The organism is Kribbella sp. NPDC051952, from assembly GCF_040680855.1.
GTDB lineage: Bacteria > Actinomycetota > Actinomycetes > Propionibacteriales > Kribbellaceae > Kribbella.
The window spans coordinates 512,395-531,352 of the sequence record NZ_JBFAXQ010000001.1; the positions used below are offsets into that span (position 1 = coordinate 512,395).

The following is an 18,958-nucleotide window of genomic DNA, read 5'->3' on the forward strand; positions in this document are numbered from 1 at the left end:
CGGCCACGCGCCGCAGGCGTGGGAACAGCCTTACATTGATCTTCCATCGCGACGGGAAGCGCTTACCCGGTGACATGTGGTGCGAGCAAGGTCACGGCGATCAGGGCGGCCGGGAAGCAGGCCAGGAACATTGTGAACGTGTACCCCATGATGTCGCGGGCTTTCAGACCGAGGATGGCCAGCGTCGGGAGCATCCAGAACGGCTGCAGCAGGTTCGCGCTCGCCTCCCCGAGGTCGTAGACCACGACCATCCAGCCCGCGTCCACCTTCAGTTCGTTCGCGGCCTGCAGGACGTACGGCGCCTCGATCACCCACTTGCTGCCACCACTCGGCACGAAGACGCCGAGGACGAACGAGTAGATCGCGACCAGCGGCGGGAACAGGAACTGGCTGCTCGCCTGCACCAGCCAGCCGGCCAACCGGGCCGAGATGCCGGTGTACGCGATCATGCCGAAGATGCCGCCGTACAAGGGGAACTGGAGCAGTACGCCGGCCGCGGCGGGCGCACCGTCGCGCACCGCACGGGCCATCCGCCAGGGTCGCCAGTGCAGTAGCAGTGCGAGCAGGAAGAGGATGAGGTTGACCGTGTTGAGGTCGAGGGCGTTGAAGAAGCTCTTCCCGCTGAAGTAGCGGACCAGGTAGACCGCGCCGAGCAGGACGATCAGCAGACTGAACAGCGGCGAGTGTTCGAGCCAGTCCCCCGGCCGGCGCTTCTCGCCGTCCTCCCGCTGGCCGTTGTACGCCGATCCGCGACCGATCAGCGGGCGGATTTCGATACCGAGGTGCTCGGCGGTGCGCGAGCTACCTTCACCGGGCGCGATGAACCACGCCATCGTGACGCCGACGACGTACACGATCAGCGTCGCCACCACTGCCTGCCAGGTGAAGATCGTGTCGCTCAGCGGGATCAGTCCGCTCGCGCGGCCGCCTGCCTTGATCACCTCTTGTACTGGCGCCGGACTGCTGCTCGCACTCGCCACCTGCAATGCAGCCGAGCCGGAGAGCCCTTGCGCCCAGACAGTGCCGAGTCCTAGGAACGCCATGGCACCCAGAGCGCGGTAGTCCGCCTTCGGCACGTTGCGCGCCACCTCGCGCGCCAGGATCGCCGCGAAGATCAGACTGAACGCCCAGTTCAGGTACGACGCCAGCATGGCGACCGCGGCGACGAAGGCGACCGCTGACCGCGGGTTCTTGGGGATCCGGGCCAATCGGGTGATCAACCGGGCGATCGGTCCGCTGGTGGCGACGGCGTACCCGCCGATGATGATCATCGCCATCTGCAGGGTGAAGGTGATCAGCGACCAGAACCCGAGGCCCCAGGCATCGACCAGGCCGAAGCCCTTGGTGGCGGCCGGGTCGTCCGGGCGCTTCAGCAGCGGCTCACCGGTGGCGAGCCCGAACAGCAGCACGACGAACGTGCCGACCAGGACGAACCCGAACGCGTCCGGCAGCCACTTCTCGGTGAACGCGGTGAACCGCAGCGCGACCCGCGCCAGCGGACCTCCACCGTCATTGTCGGCGCCGGGCTCGACGTCGTGCCTCGCGTGCTTCCCATGGCTCTCGGTCATGACCCTCTGCTCCCGGACGGCGACTGCGCGTGTCACCCGATTAACGCAGATCGGCCTCTGACGTGACAGGTTTCCTGGGCGTGCCGCGTGATCTAGCTGACAAAGCTGGACTTTGTTAGCAGTTGTGGAGAGCTTCCGGCCCACCTACAGTGGCGACACGATGTATCGAGCCGATACATCAGGTCATGACAAACTAGACCGTGGGAGGTGGGTCATGGGAAACCGCAGTGGGGTCCTGGAGCTCGCCGTACTCGGTCTGCTGCACGAAGCGCCGATGCACGGTTACGAGCTCCGCAAGCGCGTCAACGCCCAGTTCGGCTGGGGACGCGTGCTGTCGTTCGGTTCGCTGTACCCGTGTCTGAAGGCGATGCTCCGCAACGGCCTGATCACGGCCGACCCCGGGACGCCGGAGTCGGGCCGCCGGCCGAAGATCGTCTACACGATCACTGCCGACGGCAAGGACTTCTTCGCGCACGCGATGCACGAGGCCGGTCCGTCGGCGTGGGAGGACGACACGTTCGGTGTCCGGTTCTCGTTCTTCGGCCGGACCGATCCGGCCACCCGGTTGCGCATCCTCGAGGGCCGCAGGGCCCGGATGGAGGAGCGGCTGGCCAACTTCCGGGCCGCGATGAGCCGGACCGCGGAGCGGGTCGACAACTACACCCTCGAGCTGCAACGGCACGGCCTGGAGTCGGCCGAGCGCGAGGTCCGCTGGCTGAACGAGCTGATCGACGGCGAGCGGCGGCAACAGCGGCCCCCTGAACAGCACCAACCGCCTACCCAAGGAGATTCCAGATGACCTCGATCCGCGTAGCGATCGTCGGCGTCGGCAACTGCGCCAGCTCGCTCGTCCAAGGCGTGCACTACTACCGCGACGCCAAGCCCGACGAGCGCGTCCCCGGTCTGATGCACGTCCAGTTCGGCGACTACCACGTCCGCGACGTGGAGTTCGTCGCCGCCTTCGACGTCGACGGCAAGAAGGTCGGCCTGGACCTCGCCGACGCGATCGGCGCCAGCGAGAACAACACGATCAAGATCTGCGACGTGCCGCCGAGCGGTGTCACCGTGCAGCGTGGTCACACCCTCGACGGTCTGGGCAAGTACTACCGCGAGACGATCACCGAGTCCGACGCCTCGCCGGTCGATGTCGTCGCGGCACTTCGGGAGGCTGCCGTCGACGTCCTGGTCTGCTACCTGCCGGTGGGCTCGGAGCAGGCGGCCAAGTTCTACGCGCAGTGCGCGATCGACGCGGGTGTCGCGTTCGTCAACGCGCTGCCGGTGTTCATCGCGGGCACCAAGGAGTGGGCCGACAAGTTCACCGCGGCCGGCGTGCCGATCGTCGGTGACGACATCAAGTCGCAGATCGGTGCGACCATCACGCACCGCGTGCTGACCAAGCTGTTCGAAGACCGTGGCGTCACCGTGGACCGCACGTACCAGCTGAACGTCGGCGGCAACATGGACTTCAAGAACATGCTCGAGCGCGAGCGGCTGGAGTCCAAGAAGATCAGCAAGACCCAGTCCGTCACCTCGCAGCTGCGGGACGACATCGACCCCCGCAACGTGCACATCGGCCCGTCCGACTACGTGGCCTGGCTGGACGACCGCAAGTGGGCGTTCATCCGGCTCGAGGGCCGCAACTTCGGCGACGTTCCGCTGTCGCTGGAGTACAAGCTCGAGGTCTGGGACTCCCCGAACTCGGCCGGCATCATCATCGACGCGATCCGCGCGGTGAAGATCGCCAAGGACCGTGGCATCGGCGGGCCGATCCTGTCGGCGTCGTCGTACTTCATGAAGTCGCCGCCGGAGCAGTACGCCGACGACGTCTGCCGCGACCTGGTGGAGAAGTTCATCCGCGGCGAGGTCGACCGCTAGTCCTGACACCTGGAGCCCCGTGGATCGGCTGCGGCCGGCCACGGGGCTTAGGTTTGTCCGCATGCGGTTGCATGTGGGATGTGCGCAGTGGACCCACCCGGCCTGGCCACAACCTTCCCGGGACAAACTCCGCGCGTACGCGACCTGGTGCAATGCGGTGGAGAGCAACACCACCTTCTACGCAACGCCGTCCCGCACCACGGTCGAGAAGTGGGCGGACCAGACCGCGCCGGACTTCCGCTTCGTGGTCAAGCTCCCCCAGCTGATCACGCACGAGCGCCGGTTGTCCGGCGTCGAGGTCGAGCTCCGCGCCTTCCTCTCCGCGATCGAACCGCTCGGCGAACGCAACCACGCGGTCTGGATCCAGCTCCCCGCCTCGTTCTCCCCCACCGACCTCGGTGCCCTCGCCGGCTTTCTTCACTACGCACCCCGCGACTACCGGTACGCCGTCGAAGTGCGTCACCCGGCTTTCTTCGACGAGCCTGGCGCGGCAGGCCAGCTTGAACAGGTCCTCGGACGCGTTGGCGCCGAGTGGATCCCCTTCGACACCGGCACCCTGTTCAGCCGGCGCCCGACCAGCTTCGCCGAACGCGATGCGTGGATGAAGAAGCCGCGCGTCGTACGCCGTACTCGTGCGCTGACTGCTCACCCGATCGTTCGCTACATCGGCCGTGACTCCGTTCAGGAGACCGTCGAGGGCTGGGACTACCTCGTTGAGTTGGTGATCGGCTGGCTTGCCGAAGGTCGGTCGCCGACGATCTTTCTGCATACGCCGGACAACGCCGAGGCGTTGAACCTGGCGCGGCTGTTCCACTCCACGGTGGCTGATCGCGTGCCTGACCTGAGCCCGCTTCCTGAGCCTGTCGAGGTCGAGCCGCCGACGCTGTTCTAGTTATCCACAGGTGTGAAGTTCGTGGTCGGGATGGGGGTGAATCTCCATATGTTCTCCGCCGAGATCAACCTCGGGAGGACACACCATGGAGAACCCATCGCACGACGCTGCCTCGAGCCCCGGGTCGACGCGGGCTGAGCGGCAGGCTCGGGCCGACTGGCTCGTCACCGAACTGGGACGGCTCGCGGCCGCGGCCGACAATCCCGTCCAGCAAGCGGACCTACGCCGAACCGCGGACGGTCTGGTCCGACTCGCGATCGCGTTCCGCTCATGAGCGTCTCGACGCAGGCCGCACCAAGCACGGTGGACGAGCTTCTCAACCAGAGCGGGCCGGCAGCACTCGAGATCTCCGGCGCGGGCCGATCCGCGTTCAACGGGCAGGTGGTCGCGACCGAAGGCGCCATCCTCGGCCTCGCCCACTGGGACGGCACGTTGTATCTCGACCGCGAGTGCATCCTCGATCCACTCGAGCAGATGTACTCGCATGCCGGTGCGAAGCAACCCGTTCCGACACTTCTCCATTACCGCGAAGCCCTGGCCACGCTGCTCCACGAACATGCCCATTTCCTCGGCGCGTCCGGTGCATCGCAGGACGCCGCGCGCGAGGCGTTCCTCAAACCAGGTAGCCGCGAGTTGGAGGAGGGCGTTGCGGAAGCCTGGGCTCAGGACAACCTGAACGCATACCTGACTCGACTGGGGGTCGATAAAGTTGCCCCAGGCATCGAAAACGTCGAGACAGCCGGGCACTACAACGCGTTCGTTCCTGCCGTCCGCAGACTCTCCAGCGACCTGGAGGCCCGCAGCGAGCTCGATCCCGGTCAGGTCCTCAACGCCCTGAATCGCGAGACCGCGGCTGGTCAGTTCCCACTCCTGGTCAGCCTGATCTACAACTCCAGCCGCCTGCCCGAGCTAGAGCCTGTCGGCGCCACGACCCGGGACGACCTGGAGTCCCTTCTCCGCCAAGGCCTCAACCACCTCGACACCTACGAAGGCCACCCACCCGGCTTCGCCGCCGCCAAATCCCACGCGACCGCCAACGACCTGCTCCAGACCGTCCACCAACACATCCAGTCCGCCGGGTCCGCCTACACCTCCGACCCCTCGGCCTGTGCCCTCCCGGCCCCCGCCCTGAATACCTCCCCCAGGCCCGGCGACCTCACCTCCGACGCTTCCCCCGCGCCCGCCGCAGCCGGTGCGCCGGCGTCCGCTCGTCTTACTCCGAGCCCCGTCCAGACAGCACTGTCCGGTGTCGCCCCTGCACGGCTGCTCCAACCGTCCACACGGGTAGGAGCTCCAGCGCGCGGGCAACGGCTGACGGAGGTGGGCTTTCGGGTCGGTCGCGACGCGAGCTAGGCGCGGGTACGGTGGCCGGGATCGGTCGGGTTGCGGTGAAGGGAGTTGTTGTGGGGCTGGTTGCGGAAGGTTCGCGGATTGCGGCCGGGCTGGTCGGGTTGCGGCGGGAGCTGCATCAGATTCCTGAGGTCGGGTTGGTGTTGCCGAAGACCCAGGCGATGGTGATCGATGCGTTGGCCGGACTGCCGTTGGAGGTCAGCACCGGGGACGAAGTGACCTCGGTGGTGGGCGTCCTGCGCGGTGGACAACCAGGCCCGACGGTGTTGTTGCGCGGTGACATGGATGCGCTGCCGGTGGTCGAGGAGACCGAGCTCGAGTACGCCGCGGGCAACGGGAACATGCATGCCTGCGGCCACGATCTGCATGTCGCGGGGCTCGTGGGTGCGGCGCAACTGCTGAGCGCTCATCAGGAGGAGCTGCACGGGAACGTGCTGTTCATGTTCCAACCGGGTGAGGAAGGCCTTGGCGGCGCCGGGTACATGCTGCGGGAGGGATTGCTGCAGGCAACGGGTGACAAGCCGATCGCGGCGTACGCGGTGCATGTCTGGTCGCAGGAGGCGAAGGGGATCTTCCAGACGCGGGCCGGGACGATGATGGCTGGGTCGAACCAGTTGCACATCACCGTGCATGGCAAGGGCGGGCACGGTTCGTCGCCGGAGAAGACGGTGGATCCGGTGCCGGTGGTGGCCGAGCTGGTCCTCGCGTTGCAGACGTATGCGACTCGGCGGGTGAACGTGTTCGATCCGGTGGTGATCACGGTGACGCAGCTCGAAGCCGGGGTGGCGATCAACGTCATTCCGAATACGGCTCGGCTCGGGGCCACCGTGCGTACGTTGTCGGATGCCACGCTTCAGCAGCTGTCGCGCGAGTTGCCCGCGCTGGCTGAGCGAATCGCGGCGGCGCACGGGTGCACGGTGGACGCAGCCTTGGTCCCGCAGTATCCGGTGACGGTCAACGATGCCGGGCGTACGGCGGAGACGTTGGGGGTGCTGGGTGAGCTGTTCGGCGAGGATCGCGCGCAGCGGTTGGAGAACCCGTTGATGGGGTCGGAGGACTTCTCGATGGTGTTGAACGAGGTGCCCGGCGCGTTCGTCATGCTCGGAGCGCGACCCGACGACGTCGACGCGGAGAACGCGCCGTCCAACCACTCGAGCGTGGTCCGCTTCGACGACGCTGTCCTCGGCGATCAGGCCGCAGCACTCGCGCAGCTGGCGACAAAGCACCTCATCAGGACCACGGGCTGAGGCTCAGCGCGATGCGTGCCGGGGTGCGGCTCCAGCAGGACAACGCCGAGGCTTTGTGGGCCTGTGGCTGGCCGGCCCGCCAGAGGTCGGCCAGCCACAGGGTTCAGGAGGGCGTGATGCCGAGGGTGTAGGCGCCGCGGCTGCCGTAGGTCGAGTAGCCGGTGTTCAGCGGGTCGCCGTAGCCCACATTGTCGATCCGCAGGTAATACGTACCCGGCTGGAGCGCACTGCTAACACTCGCGCCGAGGCCGGTCGGTGTCCCCGCGTCGCTCTGGCCCGAGGGCGGGTCGGCCGAGGCGACGACCGCGCCCGAGCTGTCCAGCAGTTCCAGCTTGATGTCGAGGTTCCCACCGGTCGCCGCCGAACTCGCGGTCGCCGTGTAGTTGCCAGCAGCAACGACATCGACCCGGTAGACGTCGGTGTCGGTCTCCGCGGCGATGATCCCGGACGCCGGCGTACCGACGGTCAGCGCAGCCGCGGTTCCGGTGTCGTCACCGGCCTCGTCGGCGCGCAGGGCCAGACCGTGGCTGCCGACGACCGCGTAGTCGTCTTCCTTGTTGTTCGCGTCGGCGTACTCGCCCTTACTCCATTGACTGATACCGCGGTAGTAGCCGACCCCCATGATCGGAGCCCACGAACCATGACCCTGGTAGTAGCCAACCGTCGACGTGCCGTCGTGGCTGAGGCCGACGTTGTGACCGGCCTCGTGCGACGCAGCCTCGGCCAGGTTCTTCGCTCCGGTGCCCACGCCCTTCGTGAACACCAGCGCCGGCTGGTAGTAGTCGTGCCGGCTGGTGCTGTCGTACACCCCGACGTACGCGACCCCGCCACAACCGCAGCCGGACTGGTACCAGGTGTCCGGGTCGATCAGGACCCGCGTCCCGTACTGCTCGTCCGCCGCACCCGACCGGTCGATCGCCGACTGAGCAGGTTCCTGCGTCGTCACGTCCACGTCAAACGTCGCGTAGTCCTCCGCGACCCGCGCCCACACCTCGTGTACGACGTCCTGTTCCGCGGTGCTGAAGTTCGCCGGATCGCCATCGGTGTCGTACGCCGACACGTTGACCGGATCCACGCCCTTCGATGCGTTCCACGCCGTACCGGTGATGGTGTGTCCGTCGAAGTCCAGATAGATCACGCGGTTCGAGCCCGGCTTGCTGTGCAGCTCGAAGGCCGGACCGGTGGCGGCCTCCACCGCGGTCTTGGCCCAGCGGGGCGACGCCTCCGCGGACTTCTGCGCCGGCGTCGGCGTCGGCTCGCGGAAGAACAGCCGACTGTCGGCGTCGAGCCAGCTGGTCTTGTCGGTGGCGAGGATGCGCCGGAGCTGGTCGGCCGGAATGCCGTTGTGCGCGGCAACCTCGGTCAGGCGGGACTGGATCTTGCCGAGTGCGGTGCTACCGGACGCCGGTTGGGCCAGCAGCTGGTCGACAGGTGTTTGTTGTGCGTCGGCCTGGGTGCCGAGTGCGACAGCCAGGCCTCCGAACGCGACAACACCAGCGCACGCGAGTGCACCGGTGCGGCGGAGTCGGTTCATCGGGTCCTCCAGGGTTGGGCGGTATCCCCCCGCGGTGCGTCCTCGCGATACTTCCCCCCACGAAGTGCCCCGGGGCCGTCGATCTCGGTGGGAACGACGGCCCCGGGTAGTTCAGGCCAGATCCGGGTGCACCGTCCGTCAGCCGGCGGTGACGCGGACCGAGTAGGCGCCGCGGCTGCCGTACGTCGAGTAGCCGGTGTTCAGCGGGTTGCCGTAGCCGGTGTTCTCGACGCGCAGGTAGTAGCGGCCGGCGGTGACCTGGCGGTTGATGCTCGCGCTCAGGCCGGTCGGCGTGGCGGAGTTGGTCTGCCCGGCCGCCGGGTCGGCGGTCGCGACGACGGTGCCGGCCGAGTTGAGCAGCTGGAGTTTGATGTCCAGGTCGGCGCCGGAGGCGGCCGCCGCGGCCGCGAAGGTGAACGTGCCGGCGGCCAGGTCGATCCGGAACGTGTCGACGTCGGAGTCGTTGGCGTAGATGCCCTTCACGCTGGTGCCGAGCGTGAGCGCGGTGGCGTCGGTGGTGCCGTTGCCGTGGTCATCGGCCCGCAGCGCCAAACCGTTCTGGCCGATGACCGTGAAGTCGTCTTCCTTGTTGTTCGCACCGGAGTACTCGCCCTTGCTCCACTGGCTGATCGCCTTGGAGTAACCGACGCCCATGATCGGCGCCCAGGCACCGTGACCGGCGTAGTACCCGACCGACGCCGTACCGTCGTGGCTCAGGCCGACGTTGTGACCGGCTTCGTGCGCCGCGGCCTCGGCGATGTTCTTCGCACCGGTGCCGACGCCCTTCGTGAAGACCAGGGCCGGTTGGTAGTACGAGTGCTGGCTGGTGTTGTCGTAGACCCCGACGTACGCGACCCCGCCGCAACCGCAGCTGGACTGGTACCAGGTGGTCGGGTCGATCAGGACGCGCGTGCCGTATTGCAGGTCGGACGCCCCGGACCGGGTGATCGCCGCCGCGGCCGGCTCCTGCGTGGTCACGTCCACGTCGAACGGCGCGTAGTCCTCGGCCACCCGAGCCCACACATCGCGTACGACGTCCTGCTCAGCGGTGCTCCAGGTCGCCGGGTTCCCGTTGGTGTCGTACGCCGTGACGTTCACGGTGGCCGGTTTGCCGTTCGTGTTCCACGCCGTCTTCGTGATCGTGTGACCGTCGAAGTCGAGGTAGATCACCCGGTTGGAGCCAGGCTTGCTGTGCAGCTCGAAGGCAGGGCCGGTGGCCGAGGCAACAGCGCGAGTCGCCCAGCGCGGGGACGGCGCTGCGGCGGCCTGCCGCTCCGCCTTGCCGGCGACCGGCTCGCGGTAGAAGAGCTTGCCGTCGCGGTCCAGCCAGCTGGTCTTGTCGGTGGTCAGGATCCGCTGCAGCTCGGCGGCCGGGATCCCGTTGCGGCCGGACAGCTCGGTGAGCCGGGACTGGACCTTGCCGAGCGCGGCCTTGCCCTGGAGCTCCTGACCGAGCAGCTGGTCGATCGGAGCGGGAGCGGGCTGCTGGGCGTCGGCCTGATTTCCGGCCACGACGGCCAGCGTGCCGAAGACAACGGCACCGGCGCCGACCAGGGCGCCGATACGGCTGGGGCGGATGTGCATTGTTGGGGTCCTCCTCGGGGACTCCGACCGACCAGGGCGGTGGGCGGGCACTGCTTCACATCTCGTACGCGGGCACGCACTTTCGGTAGCCTGCCCGACCGGCCCTTGCGCTGTATAGATTCGTCTCGGGATTTAACGGCGACTTGCGGAGGTTCCGATGCGCTTCATGATGATCTTCAAGGCCAGCGAAGAGTCCGAGGCCGGGGCAATGCCGAGCGAAGAGGGCCTGACCGCGATGGGCCTGGTGATGGCGGAGATGGCCGAGAAGGGCATCCTGCTGGCCGGCGACGGACTGCTGTCCAGCGCGAAGGGCGTCCGGCTCCAGCTGGACGCCGGAAAGCGCCGGGTGGTCGACGGACCGTTCGCCGAGACCAAGGAGCTGATCGCGGGCTTCTGCCTGATCGAGGTGGCGTCCCGCGAGGAGGCGATCGAGTGGGGCTGGCGCTGTATGGCCGCCGATCAGGGTCCGGCCGGCAGCGGTCAGGGCACCGGGCTGGAGATCCGGCAGGTCGCGAGCCCGGAGGACTTCGGCGACGAGTACACGCCCGAGTCGCGCGACCGCAACGAGCAGACCTTCTCCAAGGCCGCCGAGAACCTTCAGAACAGCAACACCTGACGGATCGACGCCCCCGCAGCCAGGTCGTCGAAGGCCTGGTTGAGGTCGTCGAGCCCGACAGTCGAGGTCAGCAGCCGGTCGACCGGGAGTCGGCCGGCCTGGTAGAGCGCGACGTACCGGGGGATGTCACGCGACGGCACCGACGAGCCGAGGTACGACCCCTTCACGGTGCGCTCCTCGGCGACGAGGCTGACCGCGGGAACGCTGAACGACTGCGACGGATGCGGCAGCCCGACCGTGACGGTCGTCCCGCCCCGGCGGGTGGCGGCGTACGCCTGCTCCAGCACCTTCGCACTCCCGACCGTCTCGAAGGCGTAGTCGGCTCCGCCGTCGGTAGCCGCTCGCACCTCCTCGACCGCCGAAGCATCCCGGGCGTCGACAGCAACCGTGGCACCAAGGGAGCGGGCCAGCTCGAGCTTCTCCGGTACGACGTCAACCGCGACGATCGGGTGAGCGCCAACCAGCACGGCACCGAGCAGCGCGGACAGTCCAACGCCTCCGAGCCCGAAGACGACCGCACTCCGGCCGGCCCTGACCTGCGCGGTATTCACCACCGCGCCGACTCCGGTCATCACCGCGCACCCGAACAGGGCTGCGATCTCAGGCGGCAGCGACGGGTCGATCTTCACCGCCGATCGCGCCGACACCACCGCGTGGTCCGCGAACCCGGACACACCAAGGTGATGATGTACGCCGTCCAGCCGCCGACCACCGGACAGCAGTGTCCCGGCCGTGTTGGCCGCGGCGCCCGGCTCACACAGTGCGGCCCGGCCCTCCGCGCACGGCCCACACTCACCGCAGGCCGGCACGAACGCGAAGGCGACCGTGTCTCCCGCCGCGAACCCAGGCGCCTCCGACTGCACGACCTCGCCCGTGGCCTCGTGACCAAGCAGCATCGGCATCACCCGCGGCCGCGACCCGTCGATCACGGACAGGTCGGAGTGACACAGACCGGCCGCGCGAATCCGGACCAGCAGCTCACCCGGACCAGGCGGCGCCAGCTCTACCTCTTCCACCTGCAGCGGCCGGGATTCGGCGTACGGGCGCGGTTGTCCCATCTCCCGCAGTACGGCGCCGCGCACGATCATCCCGTGATCCCTTCGAGTGCCGCGCGGAGGCGTTCCGGCACCGGCACCGGGCGGCGATCCTCCCGGCCGACGAACACGTGCACGAACCGGCCCGTCGCGGCTGGCTCGTCCGAACCCTCGCGGAACAGGCCGATGTCGTATCGCACGCTGGAGTTACCGAGCTTGCCGACGCGCAATCCCGCGTCGACCACACCCGGAAACTCGAGCGGCTGCTTGAACGTGCACTGCGAGTCCACGCACAGCCCGATCACGTCGCCGCCATGAATGTCGAGCCCGCCGGACCGGATCAGGAAGTCGTTGATCACGGTGTCGAAGAAGCTGTAGTAGACGACGTTGTTGACATGCCCGTAGACGTCGTTGTCCTTCCACCGCAGCGTGATCGCCAGGTGGTGCGGATACGCGCTACGGGCCGCCACCCTCAGAGCCGACCCTTCGTCAGGGCTTACGGCCGACTCCGACCCAGAGGCTGCACATGATGTCGGTGAACTCGCCCTTGTCGACCAGCTGCTGGGTCTCGGCGTCGGGCATCCAGCGGAACGGCGAGACCACGCCGGGCTCGATCAGCTCGGTGCCCTCGAAGAACTGGGTGACCTCGGCCTTGCTGCGGACCTGCGCCTCGCCGCCGTCGGCCGTGTACACCTGCATCGCGCGCTCCCACAGATCGGGCGCGAAGTCCGGCGTGCAGTGCGAGAAGATGAACAGGGAGCCCGGCGCGAGCGGCTCGACCAGCTGGCGGATCAGGTCGTACGGCTTCAGGTGGTCGGGCAGGTAGTGGAAGACGCCCACCACGCTGAGCGCGACCGGCTTGCTGAAGTCGATCAGCTCCCGGACCTCGTCGGATTCGACGATCGACTGCGGGTCGGTGACATCGGCCTCGAGGTACGCGGTCTTGCCTTCCGGCTTGCTGACCAGGAGGGCCTGCGCGTGCCGCAGCACGATCGGGTCGTTGTCGGCGTACACGACGTGGGCGGAGGGGATGATCTCCTGGACCACTTCGTGCAGGTTCGGCGCGGTCGGGATGCCGGTGCCGACGTCGAGGAACTGGGTGATGCCCTGCTCGGCGGCGTACTTCGCGGCGCGGTGCATCCACATCCGGTTCGAACGGGCGGCGGTCCGGAAGCCCGGGAACGCCTGCAGCAGGTGCTCAGCCGCCTGCCGGTCGATGGCGAAATTGTCCTTGCCACCCAGGAAGTAGTCGTACACCCGAGCGCCGTGCGGCCGGTCGAGCTTGAGCTGCTCGTACATCCGGGCGTCGACGTCGGCGTCCTGCGATTCAGTCATGAAAATCCCATCCAGGCGCGGCTCTCTGGCGAGCGACCATCGTATCCGTACTGCAACGTTCTGTAACACCGGCAGTCGAACCCTACCGCTCGGCAAGCCCGTTGCCACGTGCTCAGCGTGAACTCGCGGCACCCTTTACAGAGGATTGAAAACGGGGACATCTGGGCCGGTTACAGTTCAAGGCGTGCGGTTCATCCGGGATCTGTGGACGCTGCTCGAGCGCCGGGATTTCCGGCGCTTGTTCGCGGTGCGGCTGACGTCGCAGTTCGGCGACGGTGTCTTCCAGGTCGCGCTCGCGTCGTACGTGCTGTTCTCGCCCGAGCGGGCGCCGGACGCGGCCGCGATCGCCGGCCTGTTCGCAGTCGCCCTGCTGCCGTACTCGATCCTCGGCCCGTTCACCGGCGTACTCCTGGACCGCTGGTCGCGTCGGCAGATCCTGTTCGGGGCGAACCTGACCCGGGCCGTCTGCGTGATCGGCGTCGGCACCATCGTCGCGGCCGACAGCGCGGGCGTGCTGTTCTATCTGGCCGTCCTCCTCACCCTCGGCGTGAACCGCTTCCTGCTGTCCGGCCTGTCCGCCGGCCTCCCGCATGTGGTCGAGCGCGACGAGCTGGTGATGGCCAATGCCGTCACCCCGACCAGCGGTACGGCGCTCTTCCTCATCGGCGGCGGGATCGGCGCCGGCGTGAAACTCCTGGTCGACTCCGATCTCGCCGTGCTCGCTCTCACGGTCGTCATCTACACGAGCGCGGCCCTGCTCGCCCTCCGGCTGCGTCGCGACCAGCTCGGCCCCGACCTGAGTGGCGACGAGCCGGGCATCCTCGAAGCGATCCGGACGATCGCCACCGGCCTGGTCGACGGTGGGCGACACCTGAAGGAACGCCGGCAGGCCGCCTACGGGCTGGCCGCGATCGGCTCGCTGCGGTTCTTCTTCGGGCTGATGACCGTGATGATGATCCTGCTGTACCGCAACTACTTCTACGGACCCGGCCAGCTCAACGAGGCGTTCGGCGCGCTCGCGATCGCAACCGGTGCGGTCGGCGCCGGCCTGTTCCTGGCCGCCCTCGTCACCCCGTGGGGAACCCGCGTGATGACGTTGCGGCAGTGGATCACCTGGCTGTTCCTGGCCGCCGCCGTGGTGAGCGCCGTACCGATCGGGCTCTTCACGCAGCCCGCGATGATCGTCGGCGGCTTCCTCACCGGCTTCTGCGCGCAGGGCGTGAAGATCAGCGTCGACACCCTGGTCCAGACGGGCGTCGACGATGTCTACCGCGGCCGGGTGTTCTCGCTGTACGACATGATCTTCAACGTCGGGCAGGTCTCCGCGGCCGCGCTCGGCGCGTGGATCCTGCCCGACGACGGGAAGTCGTACCCGGTGCTCGCCTTCATCGTGCTCGGCTTCGCCGTGAGTTCGTTGGTGTACGCACGGCTCAGCCGGGACGGATCAGGTTCCGCGCAGGGCGGTGATCGGCTGGATGGCGGAGGCCTTCCACGCGGGGTACGTTCCGGCGACGAGGCCGATGAACGCGCCCAGCAGGGGTGACCCGAACGCCAGCCGGTTGTCGAGGATCGGTGTCCAGTCCCGGACCCACGAGACCCCGACGGTGAGCAGTACGCCGACCGCCGTACCGAGTAGTCCACCGAGGAATCCGACGATCACGCTCTCCACCAGGAACTGAACGGCAATGTGTCTTCGCGCGGCTCCTAGGGCTCGCCTCAGCCCGATCTCGGAGATCCGTTCGAGCACCGACAACAGCGTGACGTTCGCGATGCCGAGACCACCGACCAGCAAGGCGACCGCACCCAGCAGCAGGAACAACGCGTTCAGGTCGGACTCGACACCCTTGCGTACGGCGCCCTGCTTCGGCGGGGCGTCGACCTGCAGCGTGCTCGGGTTGTTCGGCTCGATCGCGATCGGCGCCTGCTCGGCGATCAACTGCGCCGCACCGACCTGGGTCCGGATCTCGACCGCGTCCGGGGACTTCAGGTCGTACGCCGTCCTGGCCGTACCGTTCGGCATGACCACAGCGTCGTTGAGCTCGGCCCGCCCGGCGACCGAGTCGAGGATGCTGATCACCGTGTACGGCTGGTCCCCGATGAACACCGCGGGCTGTGAGTCGACCCGGTTGATACTGAGCCGCTCGGCCGCATGCTTGCCTAGGACAACGACCTTGTCGCCGCGCTGGTCGTGCCCGGCGTCGAAGAACCGCCCGGTCGCCAGCACCGCCCGGACCGCCTCCCACAGCCCGGCCGAGCCCGCCATCACCTTCAGGGCCTTGCCGTTCTTCTGGTCATCGAGCGCCTCGACGCTCTGGACCAGATCATCGCCCACGTCGAGAGAGGTGACCGTGCCGGCCGCCTCCACGCCGTTCAACCGCTCGAGTCGCTCCGGCGCGTCCCACGGCAGCTCCGTCGCCGCCTCGCCTTCCTGACCGCCCTTCTCCTCTGGTTGTACGACGACGCGAGTCGCGGCCGCGAGGTCGAACCGCTGGGTGATCTGGCCGGCAGCGGTCTGCCCGAGCCCGACCGTTCCCACCAGTGCGGCGATGCCGAGCACCGTGCCGAGCGTGGTCAGGATGAGTCGGGTCGGGCGGGCGGCGACTCCGGCCAGCGCCTCGTCGAGCAGATCCCGGACGGCGGGCCGGGATCGGAGTCGGCGCCGGGAGCGCGCCGGGGTGGGGGGCGGCGGCGCTCCCGGGCCGGGTCCGGGCGGCGAGGGTGGAGGCGGCGGGGGCGGCGGCAGCGCCCCCGGATTGGTGGACGGCCCGCCGGCGGGATCCGGGGGGCCTGCTCTGTGGGTCACCACTGGAGGGTTCCGTCGACGATGCGGACCTGACGCTGAGCCCGTCGGCTGACGTTGTCGTCGTGGGTGATGACAGCCAGCGTCATCCCGTCCGCGTGCAGTTCGTCGAACACTTCGAGGATCGCCTCCGCGTTGGCAGTGTCCAGGTTGCCGGTCGGTTCGTCTGCGAGCAGCAGGCTCGGTTCGGCGACCAGCGCCCGCGCGATCGCGACCCGCTGCCGCTCACCACCGGACAGCGTGGTCGGCCCGAACTCCATCCGGTGCGCCAACCCGACTCGCTCCAGCGCGACCCGGGCTCGAGCCATCCGCTCGCGTCGGGGTACCCCGACGTACACCATCGACAGGGCGACGTTCTCCAGCACGGTCCGGTGGTCGAGCAGGTGGAACGACTGGAACACGAACCCGATCCGCTCACCCCGCAGTACGGCGCGACGCCGTTCGCGCAGGCTCATCGTGTCCACCCCGTCGAGCCGGTAGACGCCGCCGGTCGGGTTGTCCAACAGCCCGAGCAGGTGCAGCAGGGTCGACTTCCCCGACCCGGAAGGCCCGACGATCGACAGGTACTCCCCCGGCCCGATGGTCAGATCCACCTCGCGGATCGCCTGTACTTCGGGAGGTCCGGGAAAGAACCGTCGTACGCCGATCATCTCGACCACCGGCGCCGGTAGGGCCACCGCCGTCGCGCTCATTTGCCCACCACCACCTGATCGCCCTCGGACAACTTGGCGTCGCCGGACGGCGTGACCTGGACGAATCCGTCGGCGGACAGACCGACCTTCACCGGTACGAGTTCCACCTGCCCGTTGCGCAGTACCTCGATCCGGGACGCACCGTCCGACCCGGACGACAGCGCAGCCACGGGTACGGCGAGCACTTTGCCGGCAGTGCTCTTCACCGGGATCGTCACGCGGACGTTCGCGTCCCGGAGCAGTGCGAGCTGGCTGGCCGTCAATGCGTTCGGCGCGACCACGACGTCGTACGTGTCGCCGTTCTTGGTGATCCGGCGGACCTTGGCGGCAACCGTCGTACCGTCGTCGCCGAGGTCGAGGCTGGCGGCCATGCCGGCCTTCAGCCGGGCGGCGGTCTCGGCGTCGACCTTGACCGTAACGACCAGGGCGGCGCCGCTGGCCGACATGACCACACCGTTGACGGTGCCGCCGCGTTCGACCTTCACGTCGTCGACCCGGCGCGGCAGGGTCTTCACGTAGACGATCTCGGACACCGGGAGCGGCGTACCGGCCTTGAACTCGGCCTCGTTCTCGGCCTCCTGCGCGTCGGCGAGATTCTCCTCCGCGTCGTCTACCGCCCCCTGCTGCACAGACGTGTCCTTCGCCTTGGCGTCCTTGGCTGCCTTGAGCTGGGACTTCGCCTGCCGGAGCTGGTTCTTGGCCGCATCGACCTGCTTCTTGGCGTTGTCCACCGCCTGGCTGAGCTGCTCGTCCGGCTCGGGAGCGTCGTACCCGGCCTTCTCGTAGAGGCGCTCGACCGCCTGGGAGGTGTCGGTGTCGTACTCGTCGTCGACCGTGCCCGGGTCGAGGCCGAGCCGGTCCAGGGTCTGCTCGAGCTGGAGTACGTCGGGGCCCTTGCTGCCCGGACTCAGTGATCGGTACATCGGCAGGACACCGGCCAGGCCGATCACCGGGCGGCCGGTGATCTCCAGGAGCGCCTTGCCCTCGGTGATGGTCGAGCCGACCGCCGGCACCTTCCCGGTCACCACGGCCGGGGTGTGCAGCCCGCTGGTCTCGACCCGGATGTTCACCGCGCCGTCGAACGAGGCGTCACCGCGCCCGACCACCTTGCTGGCCAGTGCCTTCTTCTCCACCGGCACCGTGATCTGGGAAGCCTTCGGGGGCGCGGTCTTGGCGGCGGCGTCCTCGGGTGAGGCGATCCGGCTGCCCGCGGCCACGCCCACTCCGAGCGAGACCGCGGCGACGGCGGAGACCGAGACCAGGACGCGGCGCCGGGACTTGGGCGAAGTGGTCACCTGTTCGCCGTTTCGTCGCGGAACGCCTCGAGCTCGGCCTTGTGCTGGTCGACGAACTCCTGCTCCAGCTCGTACTGCGCCTTCTTGTAGGGCTCGTCGTACACCTTGGCCCGGCACTTCTGGTCGTCGACCGCGAGCGCGATCTCGAACTTGCGCAGGTCGGCCAGCTTGGTCGCGTCGACCTTGTCGAACGACGGCGGACCGGTCAGCGTCTTGCCGGGGTTGTTGCCGGTCGGCGGCTTGTTGCCGGTCAGCTCGTCCAGCTTCGTGTTGACCTGGTCCCGCGGATCATCGACCTTCTTGAAGCCGGCGTGACCGGCGTCGGCCATGCAGTCGGACCACGCGCTCGTCGCGTCCACGACCCGCTGGTCGTCCTCGATCCGCTTCGACAGCGCCTGGATGTCCTTGAACAGGCTGTCGAACTTCTTGAAGGCGTCCTCGCGGCCCTTGCCCTCGCCGAATACCTCCTGGGCTGCCTTGCCGCGGCAACCCAGATCCATCTTCCCGGTGGAGGACGGGCCGTCGCCGTCCGTCTTCGGCGCGATCGCGATGGCGCCGTTCGCGGTCGCGTTCGGGCCGTTGAGGGCCTTGTCGTACGCCTTCTGCGCGGTTGGCGACAGAGCGTTGCGGATCTTGGTGTTCGGGTTGCTCTCATCGCTGTTCGGGCCGGCCTTCGACCAGTCGATCGTGCTGACGCCGTAGCCGTACTGCTCGGCGAACTTGTCCGGCGGCAGGTTGAACGCGTCGTTGAACTTGCCCTTCGGCTGCGACTCCGGCGGGACCGCGACGTACTCGAAGCCGGCGGTCTTCATACAAGCGGCGGTGGCGTCCTCGACCTTGCGCTGCTTGGCCAGGTCCTCCTCGGACGGCTCCTGCCCGCCACCGGCCCGGACCGCCATCCGCACCCCGGCGCCGCCGGAGCTGACGAAGCCCTCGCCCATGTACTCCGCGAGCGGGCTCTTGTCGCTCTTCTGATCCCCGGACGCGGCCGGGGCCTGGTTGTTCCCACACCCGGCGAGCGCCAGGACCGCCATCAGGGCGAGTGCTGTTCGTGAGGTCTTCATGGCGGTCGAGCGTGGTCCCACCGCCGTGAAGAACCTGTGAAGGACCGATTTGCACCCGATGCTCTCAGTCCA

Annotated in this window: 18 protein-coding genes; 8 read left to right on the plus strand and 10 right to left on the minus strand. The window is 68.3% G+C overall.

Features of this window, described 5'->3' with window-relative positions; translation table 11 throughout:
• Positions 1-62 precede the first annotated feature (62 nt).
• Positions 63-1,568 carry a TIGR00366 family protein gene (locus AB0L70_RS02505; RefSeq protein ID WP_363679113.1) on the minus strand — a complete coding sequence of 502 codons (1,506 nt, stop codon included), beginning with the start codon at positions 1,566-1,568 and terminating at the stop codon, positions 63-65.
• A 214-nt stretch (positions 1,569-1,782) separates the two neighbouring features.
• On the opposite strand from AB0L70_RS02505, the gene AB0L70_RS02510 reads away from it, so the two are divergent.
• The 6 genes from AB0L70_RS02510 to AB0L70_RS02535 all read left to right on the plus strand — a co-directional run bounded on the left by AB0L70_RS02510 (position 1,783) and on the right by AB0L70_RS02535 (position 6,932).
• Entirely contained in the window at positions 1,783-2,367 is a 585-nt protein-coding gene (locus tag AB0L70_RS02510; RefSeq protein WP_363679115.1) for a PadR family transcriptional regulator, read from the plus strand.
• On the plus strand, positions 2,364-3,443 hold the full coding sequence (locus AB0L70_RS02515) for an inositol-3-phosphate synthase (RefSeq protein ID WP_363679117.1): 1,080 nt from the start codon (positions 2,364-2,366) through the stop codon (positions 3,441-3,443). The genes AB0L70_RS02510 and AB0L70_RS02515 overlap by 4 nt, the downstream gene beginning before the upstream one ends.
• Before the next feature lie 61 nt (positions 3,444-3,504).
• Positions 3,505-4,335, plus strand: coding sequence for a DUF72 domain-containing protein (locus AB0L70_RS02520; protein ID WP_363679119.1), 831 nt, complete (start codon positions 3,505-3,507; stop codon positions 4,333-4,335).
• 85 nt (positions 4,336-4,420) lie between these two features.
• Positions 4,421-4,609, plus strand: coding sequence for a hypothetical protein (locus AB0L70_RS02525; protein ID WP_363679121.1), 189 nt, complete (start codon positions 4,421-4,423; stop codon positions 4,607-4,609).
• Positions 4,606-5,688 (plus strand): hypothetical protein, encoded by a 1,083-nt coding sequence (locus AB0L70_RS02530; protein WP_363679123.1) that lies wholly within the window; start codon positions 4,606-4,608, stop codon positions 5,686-5,688. Before AB0L70_RS02525 ends, AB0L70_RS02530 begins: the two co-directional genes overlap by 4 nt.
• Before the next feature lie 50 nt (positions 5,689-5,738).
• Positions 5,739-6,932 carry a M20 family metallopeptidase gene (locus AB0L70_RS02535; RefSeq protein WP_363679125.1) on the plus strand — a complete coding sequence of 398 codons (1,194 nt, stop codon included), beginning with the start codon at positions 5,739-5,741 and terminating at the stop codon, positions 6,930-6,932.
• Positions 6,933-7,035: 103 nt separating this feature from the next.
• On the opposite strand, the gene AB0L70_RS02540 is transcribed toward AB0L70_RS02535, so the two are convergent.
• Together AB0L70_RS02540 and AB0L70_RS02545 are read right to left on the minus strand one after the other, a co-directional pair.
• On the minus strand, positions 7,036-8,466 hold the full coding sequence (locus AB0L70_RS02540; protein WP_363679127.1) for a pre-peptidase C-terminal domain-containing protein: 1,431 nt from the start codon (positions 8,464-8,466) through the stop codon (positions 7,036-7,038).
• 138 nt (positions 8,467-8,604) lie between these two features.
• Positions 8,605-10,050 (minus strand): M12 family metallo-peptidase, encoded by a 1,446-nt coding sequence (locus tag AB0L70_RS02545; protein ID WP_363679129.1) that lies wholly within the window; start codon positions 10,048-10,050, stop codon positions 8,605-8,607.
• A gap of 157 nt (positions 10,051-10,207) precedes the next feature.
• On the opposite strand from AB0L70_RS02545, the gene AB0L70_RS02550 reads away from it, so the two are divergent.
• Positions 10,208-10,666 carry a YciI family protein gene (locus AB0L70_RS02550; RefSeq protein WP_363679131.1) on the plus strand — a complete coding sequence of 153 codons (459 nt, stop codon included), beginning with the start codon at positions 10,208-10,210 and terminating at the stop codon, positions 10,664-10,666.
• On the opposite strand, the gene AB0L70_RS02555 is transcribed toward AB0L70_RS02550, so the two are convergent.
• From AB0L70_RS02555 to AB0L70_RS02565, 3 genes are read right to left on the minus strand one after another with little or no spacing between them, the layout of a single operon-like run.
• Positions 10,648-11,754, minus strand: coding sequence for a zinc-dependent alcohol dehydrogenase family protein (locus AB0L70_RS02555; protein ID WP_363679133.1), 1,107 nt, complete (start codon positions 11,752-11,754; stop codon positions 10,648-10,650). The two genes, AB0L70_RS02550 and AB0L70_RS02555, sit on opposite strands and share 19 nt — an antisense overlap.
• Positions 11,751-12,170, minus strand: a complete 420-nt coding sequence (locus AB0L70_RS02560) for a thioesterase family protein (RefSeq protein WP_363679135.1) — start codon at positions 12,168-12,170, stop codon at positions 11,751-11,753. Before AB0L70_RS02560 ends, AB0L70_RS02555 begins: the two co-directional genes overlap by 4 nt.
• Positions 12,171-12,189: 19 nt before the next feature.
• Positions 12,190-13,035, minus strand: a complete 846-nt coding sequence (locus tag AB0L70_RS02565; protein ID WP_363679137.1) for an SAM-dependent methyltransferase — start codon at positions 13,033-13,035, stop codon at positions 12,190-12,192.
• Positions 13,036-13,219: 184 nt separating this feature from the next.
• Here AB0L70_RS02565 and AB0L70_RS02570 point away from each other — a divergent pair, with 184 nt between their 5' ends.
• Positions 13,220-14,578, plus strand: a complete 1,359-nt coding sequence (locus tag AB0L70_RS02570) for an MFS transporter (protein WP_363679139.1) — start codon at positions 13,220-13,222, stop codon at positions 14,576-14,578.
• Here AB0L70_RS02570 and AB0L70_RS02575 read toward each other — a convergent pair.
• The 4 genes from AB0L70_RS02575 to AB0L70_RS02590 are packed head-to-tail and all read right to left on the minus strand — an operon-like array spanning position 14,480 to position 18,886.
• Positions 14,480-15,838, minus strand: coding sequence for an ABC transporter permease (locus AB0L70_RS02575; protein ID WP_363679141.1), 1,359 nt, complete (start codon positions 15,836-15,838; stop codon positions 14,480-14,482). The two genes, AB0L70_RS02570 and AB0L70_RS02575, sit on opposite strands and share 99 nt — an antisense overlap.
• On the minus strand, positions 15,835-16,527 hold the full coding sequence (locus AB0L70_RS02580) for an ABC transporter ATP-binding protein (RefSeq protein ID WP_363679143.1): 693 nt from the start codon (positions 16,525-16,527) through the stop codon (positions 15,835-15,837). The genes AB0L70_RS02575 and AB0L70_RS02580 overlap by 4 nt, the downstream gene beginning before the upstream one ends.
• Complete coding sequence (locus AB0L70_RS02585) at positions 16,524-17,822, minus strand: peptidoglycan-binding protein (protein ID WP_363679145.1); 1,299 nt, start codon at positions 17,820-17,822, stop codon at positions 16,524-16,526. The genes AB0L70_RS02580 and AB0L70_RS02585 overlap by 4 nt, the downstream gene beginning before the upstream one ends.
• Complete coding sequence (locus AB0L70_RS02590) at positions 17,819-18,886, minus strand: hypothetical protein (protein ID WP_363679147.1); 1,068 nt, start codon at positions 18,884-18,886, stop codon at positions 17,819-17,821. The genes AB0L70_RS02585 and AB0L70_RS02590 overlap by 4 nt, the downstream gene beginning before the upstream one ends.
• Positions 18,887-18,958 lie beyond the last annotated feature (72 nt).